At 58.6% G+C, this 17,624-nt stretch carries 14 protein-coding genes and 1 riboswitch; of the genes, 8 read left to right on the top strand and 6 right to left on the bottom strand.

The window, feature by feature from the left end:
- The 6 genes from ACQZ5K_RS11060 to ACQZ5K_RS11035 all read left to right on the top strand — a co-directional run bounded on the left by ACQZ5K_RS11060 (position 1) and on the right by ACQZ5K_RS11035 (position 7,652).
- Positions 1-1,827, top strand: a complete 1,827-nt coding sequence (locus ACQZ5K_RS11060; protein WP_448740371.1) for an ABC-F family ATP-binding cassette domain-containing protein — start codon at positions 1-3, stop codon at positions 1,825-1,827.
- A gap of 97 nt (positions 1,828-1,924) precedes the next feature.
- Positions 1,925-2,317: a VOC family protein gene (locus ACQZ5K_RS11055; RefSeq protein WP_003520331.1), complete on the top strand. Its 393-nt coding sequence runs from the start codon at positions 1,925-1,927 to the stop codon at positions 2,315-2,317.
- 45 nt (positions 2,318-2,362) lie between these two features.
- Positions 2,363-2,473, top strand: a riboswitch (TPP riboswitch).
- Between the two features lie 39 nt (positions 2,474-2,512).
- Positions 2,513-3,526: a thiamine ABC transporter substrate binding subunit gene (gene thiB / locus ACQZ5K_RS11050; protein ID WP_448740370.1), complete on the top strand. Its 1,014-nt coding sequence runs from the start codon at positions 2,513-2,515 to the stop codon at positions 3,524-3,526.
- 19 nt (positions 3,527-3,545) lie between these two features.
- Positions 3,546-5,171, top strand: a complete 1,626-nt coding sequence (thiP, locus tag ACQZ5K_RS11045; protein ID WP_448740369.1) for a thiamine/thiamine pyrophosphate ABC transporter permease ThiP — start codon at positions 3,546-3,548, stop codon at positions 5,169-5,171.
- Positions 5,168-5,884, top strand: a complete 717-nt coding sequence (locus ACQZ5K_RS11040) for a thiamine ABC transporter ATP-binding protein (protein WP_448740368.1) — start codon at positions 5,168-5,170, stop codon at positions 5,882-5,884. The genes thiP and ACQZ5K_RS11040 overlap by 4 nt, the downstream gene beginning before the upstream one ends.
- Positions 5,885-6,191: 307 nt before the next feature.
- Positions 6,192-7,652 carry a M48 family metalloprotease gene (locus ACQZ5K_RS11035; RefSeq protein WP_020010815.1) on the top strand — a complete coding sequence of 487 codons (1,461 nt, stop codon included), beginning with the start codon at positions 6,192-6,194 and terminating at the stop codon, positions 7,650-7,652.
- A 52-nt stretch (positions 7,653-7,704) separates the two neighbouring features.
- Here the strand turns inward: ACQZ5K_RS11035 and leuC are convergent, their stop codons facing one another.
- Positions 7,705-9,114, bottom strand: a complete 1,410-nt coding sequence (leuC, locus tag ACQZ5K_RS11030) for a 3-isopropylmalate dehydratase large subunit (RefSeq protein ID WP_448740367.1) — start codon at positions 9,112-9,114, stop codon at positions 7,705-7,707.
- A 425-nt stretch (positions 9,115-9,539) separates the two neighbouring features.
- Between leuC and ACQZ5K_RS11025 the strand changes: the two genes are divergently transcribed.
- Positions 9,540-10,817: an MFS transporter gene (locus ACQZ5K_RS11025; protein WP_448740366.1), complete on the top strand. Its 1,278-nt coding sequence runs from the start codon at positions 9,540-9,542 to the stop codon at positions 10,815-10,817.
- Between the two features lie 121 nt (positions 10,818-10,938).
- On the opposite strand, the gene ACQZ5K_RS11020 is transcribed toward ACQZ5K_RS11025, so the two are convergent.
- From ACQZ5K_RS11020 to rplS, 4 genes are all read right to left on the bottom strand, one after another.
- Positions 10,939-11,880, bottom strand: coding sequence for a rhizobiocin (locus ACQZ5K_RS11020; RefSeq protein WP_448737984.1), 942 nt, complete (start codon positions 11,878-11,880; stop codon positions 10,939-10,941).
- Positions 11,881-12,060: 180 nt separating this feature from the next.
- The gene (locus ACQZ5K_RS11015; protein WP_448740365.1) at positions 12,061-13,374 is read right to left on the bottom strand and encodes an HlyD family type I secretion periplasmic adaptor subunit; all 1,314 of its coding nucleotides are present in this window, start codon (positions 13,372-13,374) and stop codon (positions 12,061-12,063) included.
- Positions 13,367-15,100 carry a type I secretion system permease/ATPase gene (locus ACQZ5K_RS11010; RefSeq protein WP_448740364.1) on the bottom strand — a complete coding sequence of 578 codons (1,734 nt, stop codon included), beginning with the start codon at positions 15,098-15,100 and terminating at the stop codon, positions 13,367-13,369. The genes ACQZ5K_RS11015 and ACQZ5K_RS11010 overlap by 8 nt, the downstream gene beginning before the upstream one ends.
- Before the next feature lie 290 nt (positions 15,101-15,390).
- A complete protein-coding gene (gene rplS / locus ACQZ5K_RS11005) occupies positions 15,391-15,930 on the bottom strand; it encodes a 50S ribosomal protein L19 (protein ID WP_003520506.1) in 540 nt (179 codons plus the stop codon).
- A 265-nt stretch (positions 15,931-16,195) separates the two neighbouring features.
- Between rplS and ACQZ5K_RS11000 the strand changes: the two genes are divergently transcribed.
- The gene (locus ACQZ5K_RS11000; RefSeq protein ID WP_448740363.1) at positions 16,196-16,942 is read left to right on the top strand and encodes a sulfite exporter TauE/SafE family protein; all 747 of its coding nucleotides are present in this window, start codon (positions 16,196-16,198) and stop codon (positions 16,940-16,942) included.
- Here the strand turns inward: ACQZ5K_RS11000 and trmD are convergent.
- Positions 16,924-17,622 carry a tRNA (guanosine(37)-N1)-methyltransferase TrmD gene (gene trmD, locus ACQZ5K_RS10995; protein WP_448740362.1) on the bottom strand — a complete coding sequence of 233 codons (699 nt, stop codon included), beginning with the start codon at positions 17,620-17,622 and terminating at the stop codon, positions 16,924-16,926. The two genes, ACQZ5K_RS11000 and trmD, sit on opposite strands and share 19 nt — an antisense overlap.
- Positions 17,623-17,624 lie beyond the last annotated feature (2 nt).

Here is a 17,624-nt window from a genome sequence, read left to right as displayed (position 1 = left end):
TTGGCACCCCCAATTTTGAAACTCGATGACATCAAGCTGACCTTCGGCGTGACCCCGCTGCTCGATGGCGCCAATCTCCAGGTGGAACCGGGCGACCGCATCTGCCTCGTCGGGCGCAACGGTTCCGGCAAGTCCACCCTGATGAAGATCGCCGCGGGTCTGGTCGAGGCGCAATCGGGCGAGGTTTTCCGGCATCCGGCCGCCACCATCCGTTATCTGGAGCAGGCCCCGGATTTTGCCGGTTACGACACGGTTCAGGCCTATGCCGAAGCGGGGCTCGGACCCGGTGACGACCCCTATCGCGTCACCTATCTTCTGGAGCATCTCGGTCTCACCGGGCAGGAACATCCGGCGAGCCTTTCCGGCGGTGAAGCGCGACGTGCGGCCCTTGCCCGCGTCATGGCGCCGGAACCCGATATCCTGATGCTGGACGAACCGACCAACCATCTCGATCTGCCCACCATCGAATGGCTTGAAAGCGAGCTGCAGCAGACGCGCAGCGCGCTGGTGCTGATTTCGCATGACAGGCGTTTTCTCGAAAAGGTCTCGACCTCGACCGTCTGGCTGGATCGTGGCCAGTCCCGGCGTCTCAATCGCGGTTTCGCCCATTTCGAGGAATGGCGCGACAAGGTGCTGGAAGAGGAAGAACTGGAACAGCACAAGCTAGGCAAGGCCATCGAGCGTGAAGAGCACTGGATGCGTTATGGCGTGACCGCAAGGCGCAAGCGCAACATGCGCCGCGTCGGCGAGCTTCAGGCCATGCGGGCGGAATATCGCGGCCATAAGGGGCCGCAGGGCACGGTGCAGGCGACCGTCACGGAAGGGCGGGAATCCGGCAAGCTGGTTATCGAGGCAGACAGCATCACCAAGGCTTATGGCGAGCGCGTGATCGTCGCGCCGTTTTCGCTGCGCGTCCATCGCGGCGATTGCATCGGTTTCGTCGGCCCGAATGGCGCCGGTAAAACCACGCTTCTGAAGATGCTCACCGGGCAGCTGGAGCCCGATAGCGGCTCGGTGAAGCTCGGCACCAATCTGGAGATTGCGACGCTCGACCAGAAACGCGAGGATCTCAATCCCAACGATACGCTCGCGCATTATCTGACCGATGGTCGCGGTGAAAATCTGCTGGTCAACGGCGAATTGAAGCATGTGACGGGCTATATGAAAGACTTTCTGTTCCAGCCGGAACAGGCCCGCACGCCGATCCGTAACCTTTCCGGCGGCGAGCGCGCGCGCCTTATTCTAGCACGCATTCTGGCGCGGCCGACCAATCTTCTGATCCTCGACGAGCCGACCAACGATCTCGATATCGAAACGCTCGATTTGCTGCAGGAAATCGTTGCGGGCTTTTCCGGCACCGTTATCCTCGTCAGCCACGACCGCGATTTTCTCGACCGCACCGTCACCTCCACCATCGCGCCCGTCAATCCGGATGAACCGGACGGACGATGGATCGAATATGCCGGTGGCTATTCGGACATGATGGCGCAGCGCAAGGGCGCGGCGGAAGAAAAACGCAAGGCTGAGAAACAGGAAAAGGCGAAGGCCGCACCTTCGGCCTCTGCATCGCAGGATCCTTCAAAGGCCAAGGGCAAGCTTTCCTTCAAGCAGAAATTCGCGCTCGAAAATCTTCCGAAGGAGATGGAAAAGGCGCAAGGCGAAATCGCAAAACACGAGCAGCGCATGGCCGATCCGGAGCTTTTCACAAAGGACCCGGCGGCCTTCAACACGCTGGCGCAGGAAATGTCGAAGCTGCGCGACAAGCTGGAGGCCATGGAAGAAGAATGGCTGGAACTGGAGATGTTGCGCGAGGAACTGGAGGGCTGAAGGCAATCAGCCCCCGTTTGGCCGGCCCTCCTTCGGCCTTTGACAGAAAAGCAGAATTGCCGTTCTATGCCGGCGTTCGTTTGGAGGAGTTGTGAAAATGCGCATGATTTTCGTCAATCTGCCGGTCAAGAATATCGAGACATCAAGAAACTTCTTCACTGCTCTCGGTTTCAGCTTCAACCCGGAATATTCGGATGACCGCACGCTCTGCATGATCGTGGAAGAGAATATCTTCGTGATGCTTCTCCAGGAGGGACGTTTCCGCGATTTCATCAACGGCGACATTGCCGACGCGACGCGAACCACCGAGGTTCTGACCTGTCTTTCCGCCGGAAGCAGGGAGGAAATCGACCGGATGATCGCCACGGCGCTCGCCTCCGGCGGCAGCGGCTGGAAGCCTGTTCAGGACCATGGCTTCATGTATGCCGGCAGCTTTCAGGATCCCGACGGGCACGTCTGGGAACTGGTGCATATGACGGAACAGGGCTGACCTCGGCCATCTTGCCAATCAGGGACGGCGGGACTACACCATCATCTTGATCTAACGGGGTGTCTTTTGCGCTTGGGTGCAAAAGGCTGAGAGGCTTGCCAACCCGAAGAACCTGATCCGGTTCATACCGGCGGAGGGATTAGACGGCTTTAACGCAGGCGGCTATTTCCCTATCGTTTTTTTGAGGAGATACCCGTGCACCGTCGTCTTTTCCTGAATTCCCTCTTTGCCGCCTCGCTGTTTTTGCCCGGTCTTGCCGTTGCACAGGATAGACAGGAACTGACCGTCTACACCTATGAGAGCTTCGTTTCCGAATGGGGTCCCGGTCCCAAGGTGAAGGAGGCCTTCGAGAAGGTTTGTAATTGCACGGTCAATTTCGTCGGCGTGGCCGATGGCGTGGCGCTGCTCAATCGTCTGAAGCTTGAAGGGGCGGGGTCCAAGGCGGATGTCGTCGTCGGTCTCGACACCAATCTTGTCGCGGAAGCAAAACAGACCGGCCTATTCGATGTCAGCGGCATCGATGCATCGGCGGCCAAGGTGCCGGGCGGCTATACGGACGATGTTTTCGTTCCCTATGATTACGGTCATTTCGCTGTCATTTATGATACGCAGGCGGTGAAAAGCCCGCCGACGAGCCTGAAAGACCTCGTGGAAGGCGACCCCTCGCAGAAAATCGTCATTCAGGATCCGCGCACCTCCACGCCAGGGCTTGGCCTGCTGCTATGGGTGAAATCGGTTTACGGCGACAAGGCCCCGGAGGCCTGGGAAAAGCTCAGGAAGCGCATTCTCACCGTTACGCCGGGCTGGTCGGAATCCTATGGCCTCTTCACCAAGGGTGAGGTGCCGATGGTGCTCTCCTATACCACCTCGCCCGCCTATCACATGGTCGCTGAAAAAACGGATCGTTATCAGGCCGCCGCCTTTTCCGAAGGGCATTACATCCAGATCGAGGTTTCCGGTCTCCTTAAAAGCGCGCCGCACAAGGAGCTGGCAAAGCAATTTCTCGCTTTCACGCTGACATCCGGTTTTCAGGATGCCATTCCGGAAAACAACTGGATGATGCCGGTTGCGGCGACCTCGAAGCCCTTGCCGGAGGCGTTTTCGAAACTCGTGGTGCCGCAGAAGACTTTCCTGATGGATCCGGAAGAGGTGGCGAAGAACCGCAAGGCATGGATCGATGAATGGTTTGCCGCCATGAGCATGAATTGAGGAAGAGGCACACCCGCGCATGATGCTGCGTCGCGATTACCGGCGGTCGATCATTTTCGGAACGGCGGCTTTTGCCGCCGTTTTCCTGTTCATGGCGCTCGCGGTTGCGGCTCTCCTATCCTTTGATGCCGGCGTGTCCGCTGCCGGCATCATGGATGCCTATACGCTGCGCATCCTGCGTTTCACGCTTTATCAGGCAACGCTTTCCACCCTTCTTTCCATTGTTCTCGGCCTGCCGGTGGCGCTGGCGCTTTGCCGGCGGCGCGAGTTTCCGGGAAGGATCTGGATCGTCAGGCTGATGGCGGTGCCGATGGGTCTGCCGGTGATCGTCGGCGCCTTCGGTATCATCACCATCTGGGGCAGGCAGGGCGTTTTGAATTCGGCCCTCGTTTTTGCCGGGGCGGATGAGCCTTTCAGCATTTACGGCCTGTCCGGCATCCTCATTGCCCATGTGTTTTTCAATCTTCCGCTTTCGGTACGGCTGATGCTGGCAGGGCTGGAGCGCATTCCGGGCGAATATTGGCGCATGGCGGCGAGCCTCGGCATGGGGCCGGTTTCGATTTTTCGGTTTATCGAATGGCCGGCGGTCGCGCGTCTCGTTCCCGGCATTGCCGGGCTTGTCTTCATGCTGTGCGCCACCAGCTTCACGCTCGTTCTTCTGTTGGGTGGCGGGCCAGCGGCAACGACGCTGGAGGTGGCGATTTATCAGGCGCTGCGGTTCGATTTCGATCCGCAGCGGGCGATTGCGCTTTCGGTTTTGCAGATTGGCCTCACCGCAATCCTGCTCGGCCTTCTTGCCTTTTTGCCGTCGCCCGAAGCGGAAATTCCCTCGCTTGGTCGTTCCCTTCGCCGTTTCGACGGAAAGGGCATGGGTGCCCGCCTTTGGGATGGCGCGGCAATCGTGTTCGCTGTTCTGCTGATCGGCCTGCCGCTTGTCGCCATCGCTGTCTCGGGTTTGAGGGCCGATTTGCCGCGTCTTCTGTCCGCGCCGATTTTCCTGCGCGCGGCGGCGACCAGTCTTGCAATCGCCGCACTCTCCGCAGCCCTTGTCGTGCTTTGCTGCATGGCGATCATCGGCGCGCGCCAGGCGATAGGCTCCAGACGGCAGGCGGGGCAACCCCTGCACTTCCTCTCCGCCATGCTGGGGGCAGGGTCTTCGCTGGTGCTTTTGGTGCCGCCAGTCGTATTGGGAAGCGGATGGTTCCTGTTATTGCGGGTTTTCGGCGATGTCAGCTTTTATGCGCCGGTCCTCGTGGCGCTGATCAACATGCTGATGGCTTTGCCGCTTGCCATGCGGGTTCTGGAGCCGGCCTGCACCAGTCATTTCCTGCGCACCGGCCGGCTTTCCGCCAGTCTCGGGCTTCAGGGCCTGACGCGGCTGCGGTTCGCCGATCTTCCGGTTCTGTGGAGGCCGCTGGCCATGGCGCTTTCCTTCGCCATGGCTCTGTCTCTCGGCGATTTAGGCGCGGTTGCCCTGTTCGGGTCGGAAAGTTTCGTCACCCTGCCATGGCTGGTTTACAGCAATATGGGCAGCTATCGTACCAATGATGCCGCCGGGTATGCCTTCCTTCTCGGTGTCATCTGCCTGCTGCTTGCCGCAGGCGGTGTTGCACGGCAATCCCAATCAGCAAGGGCGAGCATATGACAGGCGATGATTTTGCCGTTGAACTGGACAAGGTCAGGCTGCGGCTTGGAACACAGGATTTCGACCTCGATTGCACATTCCCGCAGAGCCGGATAACCGCCGTCGTCGGCGCGTCCGGTTCGGGCAAGTCGACGCTTCTCAACCTCGTCGCCGGTTTCGAGGCGCCGGATTCCGGCCGCGTGATGATTGGCGGGCAGGACATGACGGCGCTCGATCCTTCGGAAAGACCGGTCTCATCGATCTTTCAGGATAATAATCTGTTTGCGCATCTCGATATCTTCACCAATGTCGCTCTCGGTGTCAGCCCCGGGCTGAAATTGCGGCTGGAAAACCGGGAACGGATTGAGATGGCGCTTGCACGTGTCGGTCTGGCGGGTTTCGACAAACGTTTGCCGGGCACGCTTTCCGGCGGAGAAAGGCAGAGAGCGGCGCTGGCGCGGGCGCTGGTCAGGAAAAAACCGGTCATGCTGCTCGATGAGCCCTTTGCCGCACTCGATCCGGGACTGCGGGCGGGTATGACCTCCCTGCTTCTCGACTTGCATGGAGAAACAAAAAACACGGTGATTATTGTCACCCATCATCCCGAAGACATAAAGAAGCTGGCGCAGCAGGTGGTTTTTCTTGATCGCGGCCGGGTTGTCTATGTCGGCTCGACCGCAGATTTCTTCGCCACACAAAATGTGAAGGCGGTGGACAGTTTTCTGAACGGGTGATCGCCTTATTTTCGACGTGTGCCGCTGGCAATCGCTTTAGATGACTTCAATGGCGCTAATTTGCACTTGCCAGTTTCAAGTTGTTGCCCGAGAAAAGATGGGAATTATTGCGTTCTTCAGGAATAATCCGGACTTGATGGATCGTTTTTACCGTTTCGGCATTCATCGCCCGTTGGGGCGAATCTGTTATTCTGGTCTGCAATTAACGGATGATCAGGAACGTTAGGGGCAGGCATAGAGAATGAGAAATAGCATGACTGCACAGTGGAGGCTCTTCTCCCGTTCAGGCCTTCGCCGTTCGGGCAGGATGGCTGCAGCCTGTTCCGTGCTGACCGCGTCTGCGGTGTTCCTGTCGTCGTGCCAGTCTCTCTTCAGCCCGGCCTACCAGTCCACCCTGCGCCCGTCGGATAATCCGCAGACCGTGGAAGAGGTGCAGAAGAATGATCCCCGCGCCCAGATGGGCGCGCGCGAGCATCCGCGCATCGTGGCGAGTTATGGCGGTGAATATCGTGACGCCAAGACGGAACGGCTTGTCGCCCGTATCGCCGGCGCTCTGACCGCCGTTTCGGAGAATCCGCAACAGTCTTACCGCATCACTATCCTTAACTCGCCGGCCATCAACGCCTTTGCGCTACCGGGCGGATATCTTTACGTGACGCGCGGGCTTCTGGCTCTTGCCAACGATGCTTCGGAAGTGGCCGCCGTGCTTTCGCATGAGATGGGCCATGTCACCGCCAATCACGGCATCGAACGCCAGCGCCGCGAAGAGGCGGAGGTGATTGCCAGCCGCGTGGTTGCCGAAGTGCTGTCGAGCGATCTTGCCGGCAAGCAGGCGCTTGCGCGCGGCAAGCTGCGGCTTGCGGCCTTTTCGCGCCAGCAGGAATTGCAGGCGGATGTGATCGGCGTGCGGATGCTGGGCGAGGCCGGTTACGACCCCTTTGCCTCGCCGCGTTTTCTGGATTCCATGGCGGCCTATGCGCGGTTCTCTTCGGCTGATCCCGAAAACGACCAGAGCCTCGACTTCCTTTCCAGCCACCCCAACACGCCGCAGCGCATCGAGCTTGCGCGCCGTCATGCCCGCGCCTTCGGTCAGGACGGTCAGGTCGGGGATCGTGGTCGCGACTGGTTTCTGGATGGCATAGACGGCCTGCTTTATGGCGATAGCCCGCAGGAAGGTTATGTCCGCGGCCAGACATTCCTGCACGGAACGCTCGGCATTCGTTTCGATGTGCCGGAAGGTTTCGTCATCGACAACAAGGTCGAAGCCGTTCTGGCGACGGGACCGGGCGATATGGCGATCCGTTTCGACGGCGTCGCCGATCCGAAACAGACGAGCCTTGCCAATTACCTGACCAGCGGCTGGGTTGCCGGCCTGTTGCCGGAAACCGTCAAGGAAACCCAGATCAATGGTCTGGAGGCCGCGACAGCCCGGGCAAGCGCGGATAAATGGGACTTCGACGTGACCGTCATTCGTGTCGGCCAGCAGATATTCCGTTTCCTGACCGCCGTGCCGAAGGGCAATACGCAGCTCGATTCCATCGCCAATACATTGCGCACCAGCTTCCGCAAGATGACACCGCAGGAAATCGCCTCGCTGAAGCCGCTCAGGGTACGGGTGGTGACGGTGAAGCCCGGTGAAACCGTGGCGACGATGGCGGCGCGGATGATGGGAACCGACCGGAAGCTCGACATGTTCCGCATGATCAATGCCATGAGCGCCACAGCCACCATTCAGCCGGGTCAGCGGGTGAAGATCATTTCGGAATAAACAAAAACCTCGGATCGCTCCGAGGTTCTATGTTCAAGCCATCATCCGGCAATCATTGCCACTCACGTACGTCGACGAAATGACCGGCAATCGCCGCCGCCGCCGCCATGGCGGGGGAGACGAGGTGGGTGCGGCTCTTATAGCCCTGACGGCCCTCGAAATTGCGGTTCGAGGTGGAGGCGCAGCGTTCGCCGGGTTTCAGGCGGTCGTCATTCATGGCAAGGCACATGGAGCAGCCCGGCTCGCGCCATTCGAAACCGGCTTCGAGGAAAATCTTGTCCAGACCTTCCTTTTCCGCCTGTTCCTTCACGAGACCGGAGCCGGGCACGATCATGGCCGAAACGGTGGGAGCGACTTTACGGCCGTCGACGATCTTCGCCGCCGCGCGCAAATCCTCGATGCGGCCGTTAGTGCAGGAGCCGATGAAGACACGGTCGATGGCGATATCGGTGATGCGCGTGCCGGGCTTCAGGCCCATGTAGTCAAGCGCACGCCACTTGGAAGCGCGCTTGTTTTCTTCCTCGATATCATCGGGATTGGGAACAATGCCTTCAACGGAAGTCACGTCTTCCGGAGACGAGCCCCAGGAGACGATGGGCGGCAGGTTGGCCGCGTTCAGTACCACGACCTTGTCGTAATGGGCGCCTTCGTCGGATTTCAGCGTTTTCCAATAGGCGATAGCCTGTTCCAGCGTTTCGCCCTTCGGCGAGCGCGGCTTGTCCTTGATGTAATCGAAGGTGGTTTCGTCAGGTGCGATAAGACCCGCACGGGCGCCGCCCTCAATGGTCATGTTGCAGACCGTCATGCGGCCTTCCATGGAGAGCGAACGGATCGCCTCGCCGGCAAATTCGATGACGTGGCCGGTGCCGCCAGCCGTGCCGATCTCGCCGATAATGGCGAGGATGATATCCTTGGCGGTAACGCCATCAGGAATTTTGCCGTCGACACGCACCAGCATGTTCTTGGCTTTCTTCTGGATCAGCGTCTGGGTCGCCAGAACGTGCTCAACTTCCGAGGTGCCGATGCCATGCGCCAGTGCGCCAAAGGCGCCGTGGGTCGAGGTGTGGCTGTCACCGCACACGATCGTCATGCCCGGCAGGGTGAAGCCCTGTTCGGGGCCGACGATGTGAACGATTCCCTGGCGCTTGTCGCGCTCGGAATAATATTCGACGCCGAAATCCTTGGCGTTCTGCGCAAGCGCTTCCACCTGAATGCGGCTTTCCTCGTTCTTGATGCCTTCCAGCCGGTCGGCCGTGGTCGGAACGTTATGGTCGACGACGGCCAGCGTGCGGGCAGGCGAGTGCACAGGGCGACCGGCCATGCGCAGGCCTTCGAAGGCCTGCGGGCTCGTCACCTCATGGACGAGGTGACGGTCGATGTAGAGAAGACAGGTTCCGTCTGGGTCACGATTGACGACGTGGTCGTCCCAGATCTTGTCATATAAGGTGCGGGGTGCGCTCATGGCTCTATGCCTTGTCATGGAAAAGGGTAATCAGGGTTCAGAAAGGCGTGGACAGCGGTGCTGTCAGGCGAGCCTAAGTCGGCTGGTGAGCGCCCCGGAAACACGCGCAAAGAACCGTGCCGGCAGACGCTTGTGGTCCTGCAGCACATAAACATTCTGCGCGAGACATCCGAATTTAGATCCCATGGCAGCCTTCATAGCAGATCGCCGGTTTTACGGCAATATGAATGCGCATAGCCCGGAACGCAACGGCTTGGCATTTTCTATATGCACTGCATCACGGCTGAAGGCCCGTAACGGCCCTGTCCTGCTGGCGTTCTCCAATGGTTATGATGCAATGCAACTTGCGTATTTTGCGATGCACATATAGATGGGTTCCCTTATCATTTGCGTTTCGACGAGAAATCGAAGGGAGGGAAAAGCATATGGTATCCGAAAAAGCCCTTATCTCGAAGATCACCTGGCGGCTGATGCCGTTTCTTGGCCTTCTCTATCTCATCGCCTATATCGACCGCCAGAATGTCAGCTATGCCAAGCTGCAGATGGTGGATGCGCTGAGCCTCAGCGAATATGCTTATGGCCTTGGCGCTTCGCTGTTCTTCATCGGTTACTTCATCTTCGAAGTGCCGAGCAACCTGTTCCTCAACCGTTTCGGCGCCAGCAAATGGTTTGCCCGCATTCTGGTTTCCTGGGGCGCCGTCACCATCGCGCTTGCCTATACGCAGAACGCCACGATGTTTTACATCCTGCGCTTCCTGCTCGGGCTTTGCGAAGCGGGTTTCTTCCCCGGCGTATTGTTCCTCATGACGCTCTGGTTCCCGCGCGATTATCGCGGCCGCATGATCGGCCTCTTCATGATCTTCAGCGCGCTTGCCAATGCCATCGGCGCGCCGCTCGGCGGCATGCTGCTCGATCTGGATGGTTTCCTGGGTTATGCCGGATGGGAATGGGTGTTCCTCGCCACGGGTATCCCGGCCGTTATCGCCGGTATCGTCACCTTCTTCTATCTCGATGATACGCCGGAAAAGGCGAAGTTTCTGACGCAGGATGAGAAAACCTGGTTGAAGAACCGGTTGGCTGAAGAAAACAAGGGCATGGAAGAGCATGCAGAGGACGGCTTCAAGGCGCTGGTCAATCCGCGCGTTCTGTTCATGGCGCTCTGCTATGTCGGCTTTCCGCTGGCGGCCTATGGTCTCAGCTACTGGCTTCCGACCATCGTGAAGAGCTTCGGCGTTTCCAATACCGCCAATGGCTTCATCAACATCATCCCCTGGGTGATCGTGGCCATCGCCCTGTTCGTTGTGCCCCTGGCCGCCGACAAGGCAAAGAACAAGACGCCCTATATCGTCGGTCCTGCCTTCATCGGCGCCTTTTGCCTGTTGATGTCGGCATTGCTGAGCGATCCGGTCTTGCAGTTCGCCTTCCTTTGCATCGCCGCCGCGGGCATTTTTGCCGGCCAGCCGGTGTTCTGGAGCCTGCCCGGCCGCTTCCTCAAGGGAGCAGGTGCGGCTGCGGGCATCGCCGCGATCAATTCCGTCGGCAATCTGGGTGGCTTCGTGGCGCAGAACGTGGTGCCCTGGATCAAGGATCAGACCGGCAGCACCATTGCGCCGATGTTCTTCCTTGCCTTCTGCCTGGCGCTTGCTGGCGTGCTGGTCATCGTCGCAACGCGTAGAATGGGCAATCAGGTCAAGCCTGCCTGACTTTGGAAAATAGCGACGGCTGCCATGAGTGTCGGCGGTCGCATATGAAAAAAATCGTGGCCCGGATGTTTCCGGGCCACGATCATTTTAAGCGGCAAATAATGAATTCTCTTCGAGAGAATTACGCGGTGAACCAGTCGCTACCGGTCAGGTGAACACCGGCGACAACGATCTTTTCGCCCTTGTGCTCGCCAGTGACGTTGTAGGTGAGGATGGTGTCGCTATCGTCTATCCTCACCGCCCAGTTGTCGATGGTGGTACCAACCAGTTTCAGCTTGTCCATGGAGGCGTTGAAGCCTTCGATGCTGTCGGTGGCGGAGCTCTTGGCCATGTCGCCGAGATTGAAGACGAAGGTATCGGCGCCACCGCTTGCCTTGATGTGGTCGATGCCCTTGCCGCCAGTGACGAGCGATGAAGCGAGGTTCACGCCGCTCAGGTCGATAGAGTCGTTACCTGCACCGGCATCGATCTTGACGGAGGTGAAGCTGCCGTCGGTGACGCCAGCGCCACCGTTCACGACGTTGGTACCGGCAGCAACGCCGCCGTCGAACGCCGTGCCCGCCTTGACCACGATGGTGTCGTTGCCGGCACCCGTGTCGATGTTGAAGGCGTTTACCCAAGCCTTGTCGTTCGATACGACAGAGACAGTGACCGTGTCGTTGCCTGCACCGGTCGAGATGTTGCCACGCTTGGCATTGAGAACTTCCACGGTGGACGAACCGGTGCCGCCGAGATGAACGTCGACTTGAACGAAATCCTTGAAGATAAGGTTTTCAGAAGTGTCGGACTGGGCGAGAGCGTTCTTTACCGAATTCCATGCCGACGACACGTCAAATTTGAAGCCGTTCGAGCTGGGGTCATAGCCAACATCGACCGTGCCGCCCGCGCCGGTGCCGGGAACCGATACCGCGCCGACATTGACCACGCCGGAGTCGAGCGAAGAACCGTTTTTGACCTGTGCTGTGGATTCGGTGAGGAGCTTATAAGCTTCCTGATCGACCAGGTTGGTGAGCGAAGAGACCGAAGCAGCGCCACCATTACCAAAAGTTACTTTTAACGCCATTTTACACTCCCATAAATTTTTGAGAAATCGATGAATTGAAATTAAATTTATAATAAATATTGCGGGTGATATTTAATCCGTAAAAAATGATAATACAATATAAGAAATTGTTTTTTTGAATAAGGTGCGTCTTTAACGTGTTGCGGAAATCCTTTCGCAAAATTATGCAATGGAAATTGTTTATTCCTGCACGAAGGTCTTTTTAAGCCTGTCCTGGAACGGCTTCACAAAATAAGAAAGAACACTCCTTTCGCTGGTTTGTATGAATACTTCGGCCGGCATGCCGGGATATAATTTCCCGCCGGGCAGATGACCCATTCCGGCCTTGTCGGGTTTGATGCGCAGCGCGTAATAAGATGTGCCAGTTCGGGAATCTGTCTGCAGATCGGGGGCGACGACAGCAACTTGCGCGCCCAAATCCGGCGTCGTGCTTTGATTGAATGCCGTGAAACGAATGGTTACCGGCTGCCCGACGTAAATCTGATCGATGTCTCGCGGGGTTATATTGGCCTCGATGGCAAGCTCTTCCTGCTCCGGCACCACCAGCATCAGTACTTCACCCGGTTGAATGACGCCGTTTATATTGTGCACCGAGAGCTGGTAGATGCGACCGGCAATCGGCGAGCGGATGTCGAGGCGATCCAGCTGGTCGCGCGTTGCCGCCAGTCGCTCTTCATATTCCGCGACGGTCGCTTCGATCGATGTCAGATCTTTCGTGACTTCCGATTTCCGGTCTTCATCGAGCTGGAGCAATTGCAGATCCAGCTCGCTCAGCTTGCCCACCGTCTGCGCACGAGCGGCAATATACTGGCCCTGCTGGCCTTCGAGATTGGAAAGCTGGCGCTTGAGGAGATTGAGGCGCTGAAGCGTGACAAGCCCTTTTTTGAAGAGCTCGTCCGTTTTGGAAACATCTTCCTTCACAATGGCTAGTTCGTTGTCCGTCGCCTTCACCTGCACCTCGAGGCCACGTGCCTCGTCGGCGAGCTGGTCCTTGCGTGTTCCCAGCTGCTTTTTCATGCCGATCAAGGCGTTGCGACGGCTGCCGAAAAGGTTCTGTTCGCTGTCGATAAAGGTCTTGGCCGCCTTGGGACTTGTCAATGCCGCCAGATCTTCCTGCACGGTGAAAGACGGCGCCTCGGCAATTTCCGCACGCAGACGAGCCCGACGCGAATAAAGCTGCGCAAGCGTATTTTCGACGATAGAGAGGTTCGCCTGCACGACGGTGGCGCTCAGCCGCAACAGGACCTGACCGGCCTCGATCCTGTCGCCTTCGGCGACATTGATCTCGCTGACGATGCCGCCCGAAAGATGCTGGATTTTCTTGGAGTTGCCTTCAACGACAACCCGGCCCGTGGCTACCACCGCGCCGGCAAGCTTTGCAAAAGCTGCCCAGCCGCCCAATCCGACGAGAAGGCCAAGGGCGAGAACGGTCACTGCGGTCGAGTGCCTGAGAATGGAGGCATTCGTCATGCCGGGTTTTTCCGCCTCAACCATTTTCGCTCACCCGGTTTTCAATCTTGCGCGTTTCTTTCTCCTCAGGCACCTGGCGGATATTCTGCCGCAGGATTTGCGCGAGCACCTCTTCCTTGGTGCCAAAGCGAAGCATTCGGCCGTTGCTCATCACCATCACCAGATTGACGCTTTCGATGGCGCTGGGGCGATGGGCAATGACGACGACAATGCCGCCACGCGCCCTGATGTCGCCAATGGCATTGCGCAGGGCCGCTTCGCCTTGGCTGTCCAGATTGGAGTTCGGCTCATCGAGAAGAACGAAGAAGGGTTCGCCAAACAGTGCGCGGGCAAGGCCGATGCGCTGTTTCTGCCCGCCCGATAAAGCCTCGCCCCGATCGCCAATATAGGTATCGTAACCGTTGGGCAGGTTGAGGATCAGCTCATGCACCTGCGCGGCCTTGGCTGCGGCGACAATCGCTTCCGCTGTCGCATCGCGGTCGAAGCGTGCGATATTCTGCGCCACGGTCCCCGGCATCAGCTCCACCTGCTGGGGCATGTAACCGATGGATTTGCCGAGAAACTCGAAATCCCACTGGTTGAGCGCGGCCCCATCGAAGCGGACGGAACCACGTTCATAGGGCCAGATGCCGGTCAGCAAGCGTGCCAGCGTGGATTTGCCGGAGGCGCTTGGGCCAATGATGCCGAGACCATCGCCTGCGTTCAGCGTGAAGGAAATATCGGCGACCGTATCGCGTGCGCCATTGGGCGGCCCGCCGGTTACATGGTCAACCGCGACGGTAAATTGCGGGCGAGGCAGAGAGAGCGGTGGTGAGGGTTCAGGCACCAGCTCCAGGAACTCGTTGACGCGTTTCCAGCCCTGTCTTGCGGTCATGAAGCTGCGCCAGTTTGCAATCGCATGTTCGACAGGGCCGAGCGCCTTTGCCGAGAGGATCGAGCCTGCGATGATGCTACCCGCCGATGCATTGCCGTCGATGACAAGAACGGCGCCGATGGCCATGACGCCGGATTGCAGCAATAGCCGGAAGGTTCGCGACATGGCACCGAGCATGCCGGCCGTATCGGATGTCGACAGGGTGATGGCGCGATATCTGAAATGTAGCTCGTCCCACATGGATGTCACCGCCCCCATCATGCCCATGGTCTTGATGGATTCGATGTTGCGCTGGCTGCTGCCGACAAGGACGTTTCTCTGCCCTCGCGCGGTATAAGCCTGCTTTGTCGCCCGTTCGGTCAGCCAGTTCGTAAGGAGCGTCAGCACGATGAGAACTACGGCTCCGCCGAGCACAGCGAACCCGATCCACGGATGCAGGGCAAAACAGATCAGCAGATAGATGGGTAGCCAGGGAATGTCGAAAAAGGCCGCCGGTCCCGGTCCTGAGAGGAACTGGCGGATCTGATCGAGATCGCCGACGATCTGCAGCCCATCGACCTTTCCCGAGGCAAGGAGCGGCGCGCTGATCGACGCCCTGAAAAGCTTCTGATTGAGCGCGTCGTCCATATTGTCCGAAATGCGCGCCAATATGCGGCCTCGCAGCGCGTCGAACCCCATCAGAAACGCGTAGAGAACGATCAGGAGAACGACCAGTGCCACAAGGGATGGAATGCTCTTGCTTGGCAAAATGCGGTCGTAAACTTCCAGCATGAAAAGCGAGCCGGAAAGATTAAGAATGTTCATCAACGCGCTGGCGAGACCAACGGCGAAAAAAGCGGACTTATTTTTTGTTAAAAAAGAATTAAATAAAAACATAATAACACCTGAAACAGCAAGAAAATCGCACAATAAATGCATTTAGGCAATGCTGTTCGAGGATGGTCTAAAAGACTCGAGCAAGAAATCAGGCAGGCATTTGTTGCCGGTCGAAATCTGCCGCATCTTTCCGCAAAGGAAATGACTGAAAGAGCTTCGGTATTCTCCGGCCAGCCAATGCTCGCCAAACGCGGCTTTCAAGCCGCATGCGTGCCTTGCTATGTTATATCGTCGCAACAAAAAAGGCGGCCCGAAGACCGCCTTTTGATCAATCCATCGAAATGGAAATCTTATTCCGCTGCGGTTTCAGCAGCCTTTGCTGCTTCTTCCGCTGCCTTGGCTTCTGCGGCTTCGGCTGCTGCCTTCTCGGCGGCGAGAGCCTGTGCTGCTGCTACCTTTTCGGCTTCCAGACGTGCCTTTTCGTCGGCAAGTGCCTGACGCTCGGACTCGTTCAGCTTGCGGGCGCGCGTACCGGTGTTCTCAACGATACGGGCAGCCTTGCCGCGACGGTCGCGCAGGTAGTAGAGCTTCGCGCGGCGAACCTTACCGCGGCGAACGACTTCAACGCCTTCGACCAGCGGGGAGTAGATCGGGAATACGCGCTCGACGCCTTCGCCGTAGGAGATCTTGCGAACGGTGAAGCTCTCGGAAAGACCGCCGCCGGAACGGGCGATGCAAACGCCTTCGTAAGCCTGAACGCGCGTACGGTTACCTTCGGTAACGCGCACGTTGACGCGCAGGGTGTCACCCGGAGAGAACTCGGGCAGGGTGCGCTTTGCTTCGATCTTGGCGGCCTGTTCGGCTTCCAGCTGCTGAATGATGTTGGTCATGTTAACCTCTGATTTCTTCTGAAACAGCCAGAGCGCTCAACGGTTCGTCTGTCGGTCAATGCCTCCAGACCATGCCTTTCGGCAGGAGCGGGTTCGCCATTCTTTGCTTTCGGTTGGGATATTTCCCATTTCCACGCGGGCACATACACGAGGATGGGCCGTTTGTCATCCCTTTCATGACAATATTTTATCAATTACGCGCCGCGTTCCGGCAGTTGCGAAGCGGCGCGCTGGCGGATATGGCATGGGAACCTTGGGAGGGGCCATGTCCATATTCATTATTCTCATGCTGTTCGCCACCGGCTTTCTGTCGGGCGTCGTCAATGCGATTGCCGGTGGCGGCACCTTCCTGACCTTCGGGGCGATGACGTTGGCCGGTCTGCCACCCATTGTCGCCAACGCCACGTCAGCCATCGTGCAGTTTCCGGGCTACATCACCTCCGTGATCGCCTATGGGCCGGAAATCCGCGGCCATTGGCGCGAGGCGATCCTTTTGTCGGGCGTTTCAGTCGTCGGCGGGCTGGCCGGATCGCTGCTGCTTTTATCGCTCGACAATCCTTCCTTCCGTCAGCTCGTGCCATGGCTGCTTCTGGCTGCCACCGCCGTTTTCGCTGCCGGCCCGTGGCTGCGGCCGAAGGCGAGCGCCGAACGTTCGCCCGGGAATCTGCCGAGCCTCGTCTTTCAGGGTCTCGCTTCCGTCTATGGCGGGTTTTTCGGTGCTGGCATGGGCATCATGATGCTGGCCATCCTCGGAATAACCTCGGGCGGCAGCTATCATCATTTGAACGCGCTGAAAAACCTCTTGTCAGTCGTGATCGCTGTCATCGCAATCACGATCTTCGTCAGCGGTGGCGTCGTTTCCTGGTGGGCAGCGCTCATCATGTTCCCTGCGGCCGCACTTGGCGGCTATGTGGGCGTGCATACGGCACGGCGGGTGCCGCAGTGGATCATCCGCTGGCTGGTGATCGCCGTCGGGCTGGTGCTGACCGCCTATTATTTCGTTTCAGCCTGAGCCTTTACCAGAAGGTCCGGGCGTCTTTCCTGCGTCAGCTTCAGCGCCTGTTCATGACGCCACCTGTCGATGACGGTGTGGTTGCCGGAGGTGAGAACGGCTGGGATGTCGCGGCCTTCCCAGACCTGCGGGCGGGTATAGTGCGGATGTTCCAGCAGTCCGCCCTCGAAGCTTTCATGCACGCCGGAAAGATCGTTGCCCATGACGCCCGGCAGGATGCGGACGATGGCATCAAGAAGCGTCAGTGCCGCCGGCTCACCGCCGGAGAGGATGTAATCGCCGATCGACACTTCCTCCAGCCCGCGCGCCTCGATCACCCGCTGGTCGACGCCTTCGAAACGGCCGCAGACGATAATCGCGCCTTCTCCGGCCGCCAGTTCACGCACGCGGTTTTGCGACAGCGGCTTGCCACGTGGGCTCATCAGCAGCCGCGGCCGTGTGTCGCCATCCGAAACATGGTCGATGGCCGCAGCCAGAACATCGGGCTTTAGCACCATGCCGGCGCCACCGCCTGCCGGTGTGTCATCGACGCTTCTGTGTCTGTCGGTGGCAAATTCGCGGATCTGCACAGCGTCCAGCGACCATTGCCCCCGCTCCAGCGCCTTGCCCGCCAGCGAATATCCGAGATGCCCCGGAAACATTTCCGGGTAGAGCGTCAGAACGGTAGCCTTGAAGGTCATGA

It is taken from the genome of Agrobacterium sp. 22-226-1 (genome assembly GCF_053522345.1).
The sequence above is the reverse complement of the archived record's forward strand: the minus strand, read 5'-3'. Positions and strand labels throughout refer to the sequence as shown.

Bases quoted from the DNA above. Each gene is read 5' to 3' on its own strand.
- ACQZ5K_RS11055 (WP_003520331.1), top strand. From the start codon at position 1,925: ATGCGCATGATTTTCGTCAATCTGCCGGTCAAGAATATCGAGACATCA.
- thiP (WP_448740369.1), top strand. From the start codon at position 3,546: ATGATGCTGCGTCGCGATTACCGGCGGTCGATCATTTTCGGAACGGCG.
- ACQZ5K_RS11040 (WP_448740368.1), top strand. From the start codon at position 5,168: ATGACAGGCGATGATTTTGCCGTTGAACTGGACAAGGTCAGGCTGCGG.
- ACQZ5K_RS11035 (WP_020010815.1), top strand. From the start codon at position 6,192: ATGGCTGCAGCCTGTTCCGTGCTGACCGCGTCTGCGGTGTTCCTGTCG.
- leuC (WP_448740367.1), bottom strand. From the start codon at position 9,114: ATGAGCGCACCCCGCACCTTATATGACAAGATCTGGGACGACCACGTC.
- ACQZ5K_RS11025 (WP_448740366.1), top strand. From the start codon at position 9,540: ATGGTATCCGAAAAAGCCCTTATCTCGAAGATCACCTGGCGGCTGATG.
- ACQZ5K_RS11020 (WP_448737984.1), bottom strand. From the start codon at position 11,880: ATGGCGTTAAAAGTAACTTTTGGTAATGGTGGCGCTGCTTCGGTCTCT.
- ACQZ5K_RS11015 (WP_448740365.1), bottom strand. From the start codon at position 13,374: ATGGTTGAGGCGGAAAAACCCGGCATGACGAATGCCTCCATTCTCAGG.
- ACQZ5K_RS11010 (WP_448740364.1), bottom strand. From the start codon at position 15,100: ATGTTTTTATTTAATTCTTTTTTAACAAAAAATAAGTCCGCTTTTTTC.
- rplS (WP_003520506.1), bottom strand. From the start codon at position 15,930: ATGACCAACATCATTCAGCAGCTGGAAGCCGAACAGGCCGCCAAGATC.
- ACQZ5K_RS11000 (WP_448740363.1), top strand. From the start codon at position 16,196: ATGTCCATATTCATTATTCTCATGCTGTTCGCCACCGGCTTTCTGTCG.
- trmD (WP_448740362.1), bottom strand. From the start codon at position 17,622: ATGACCTTCAAGGCTACCGTTCTGACGCTCTACCCGGAAATGTTTCCG.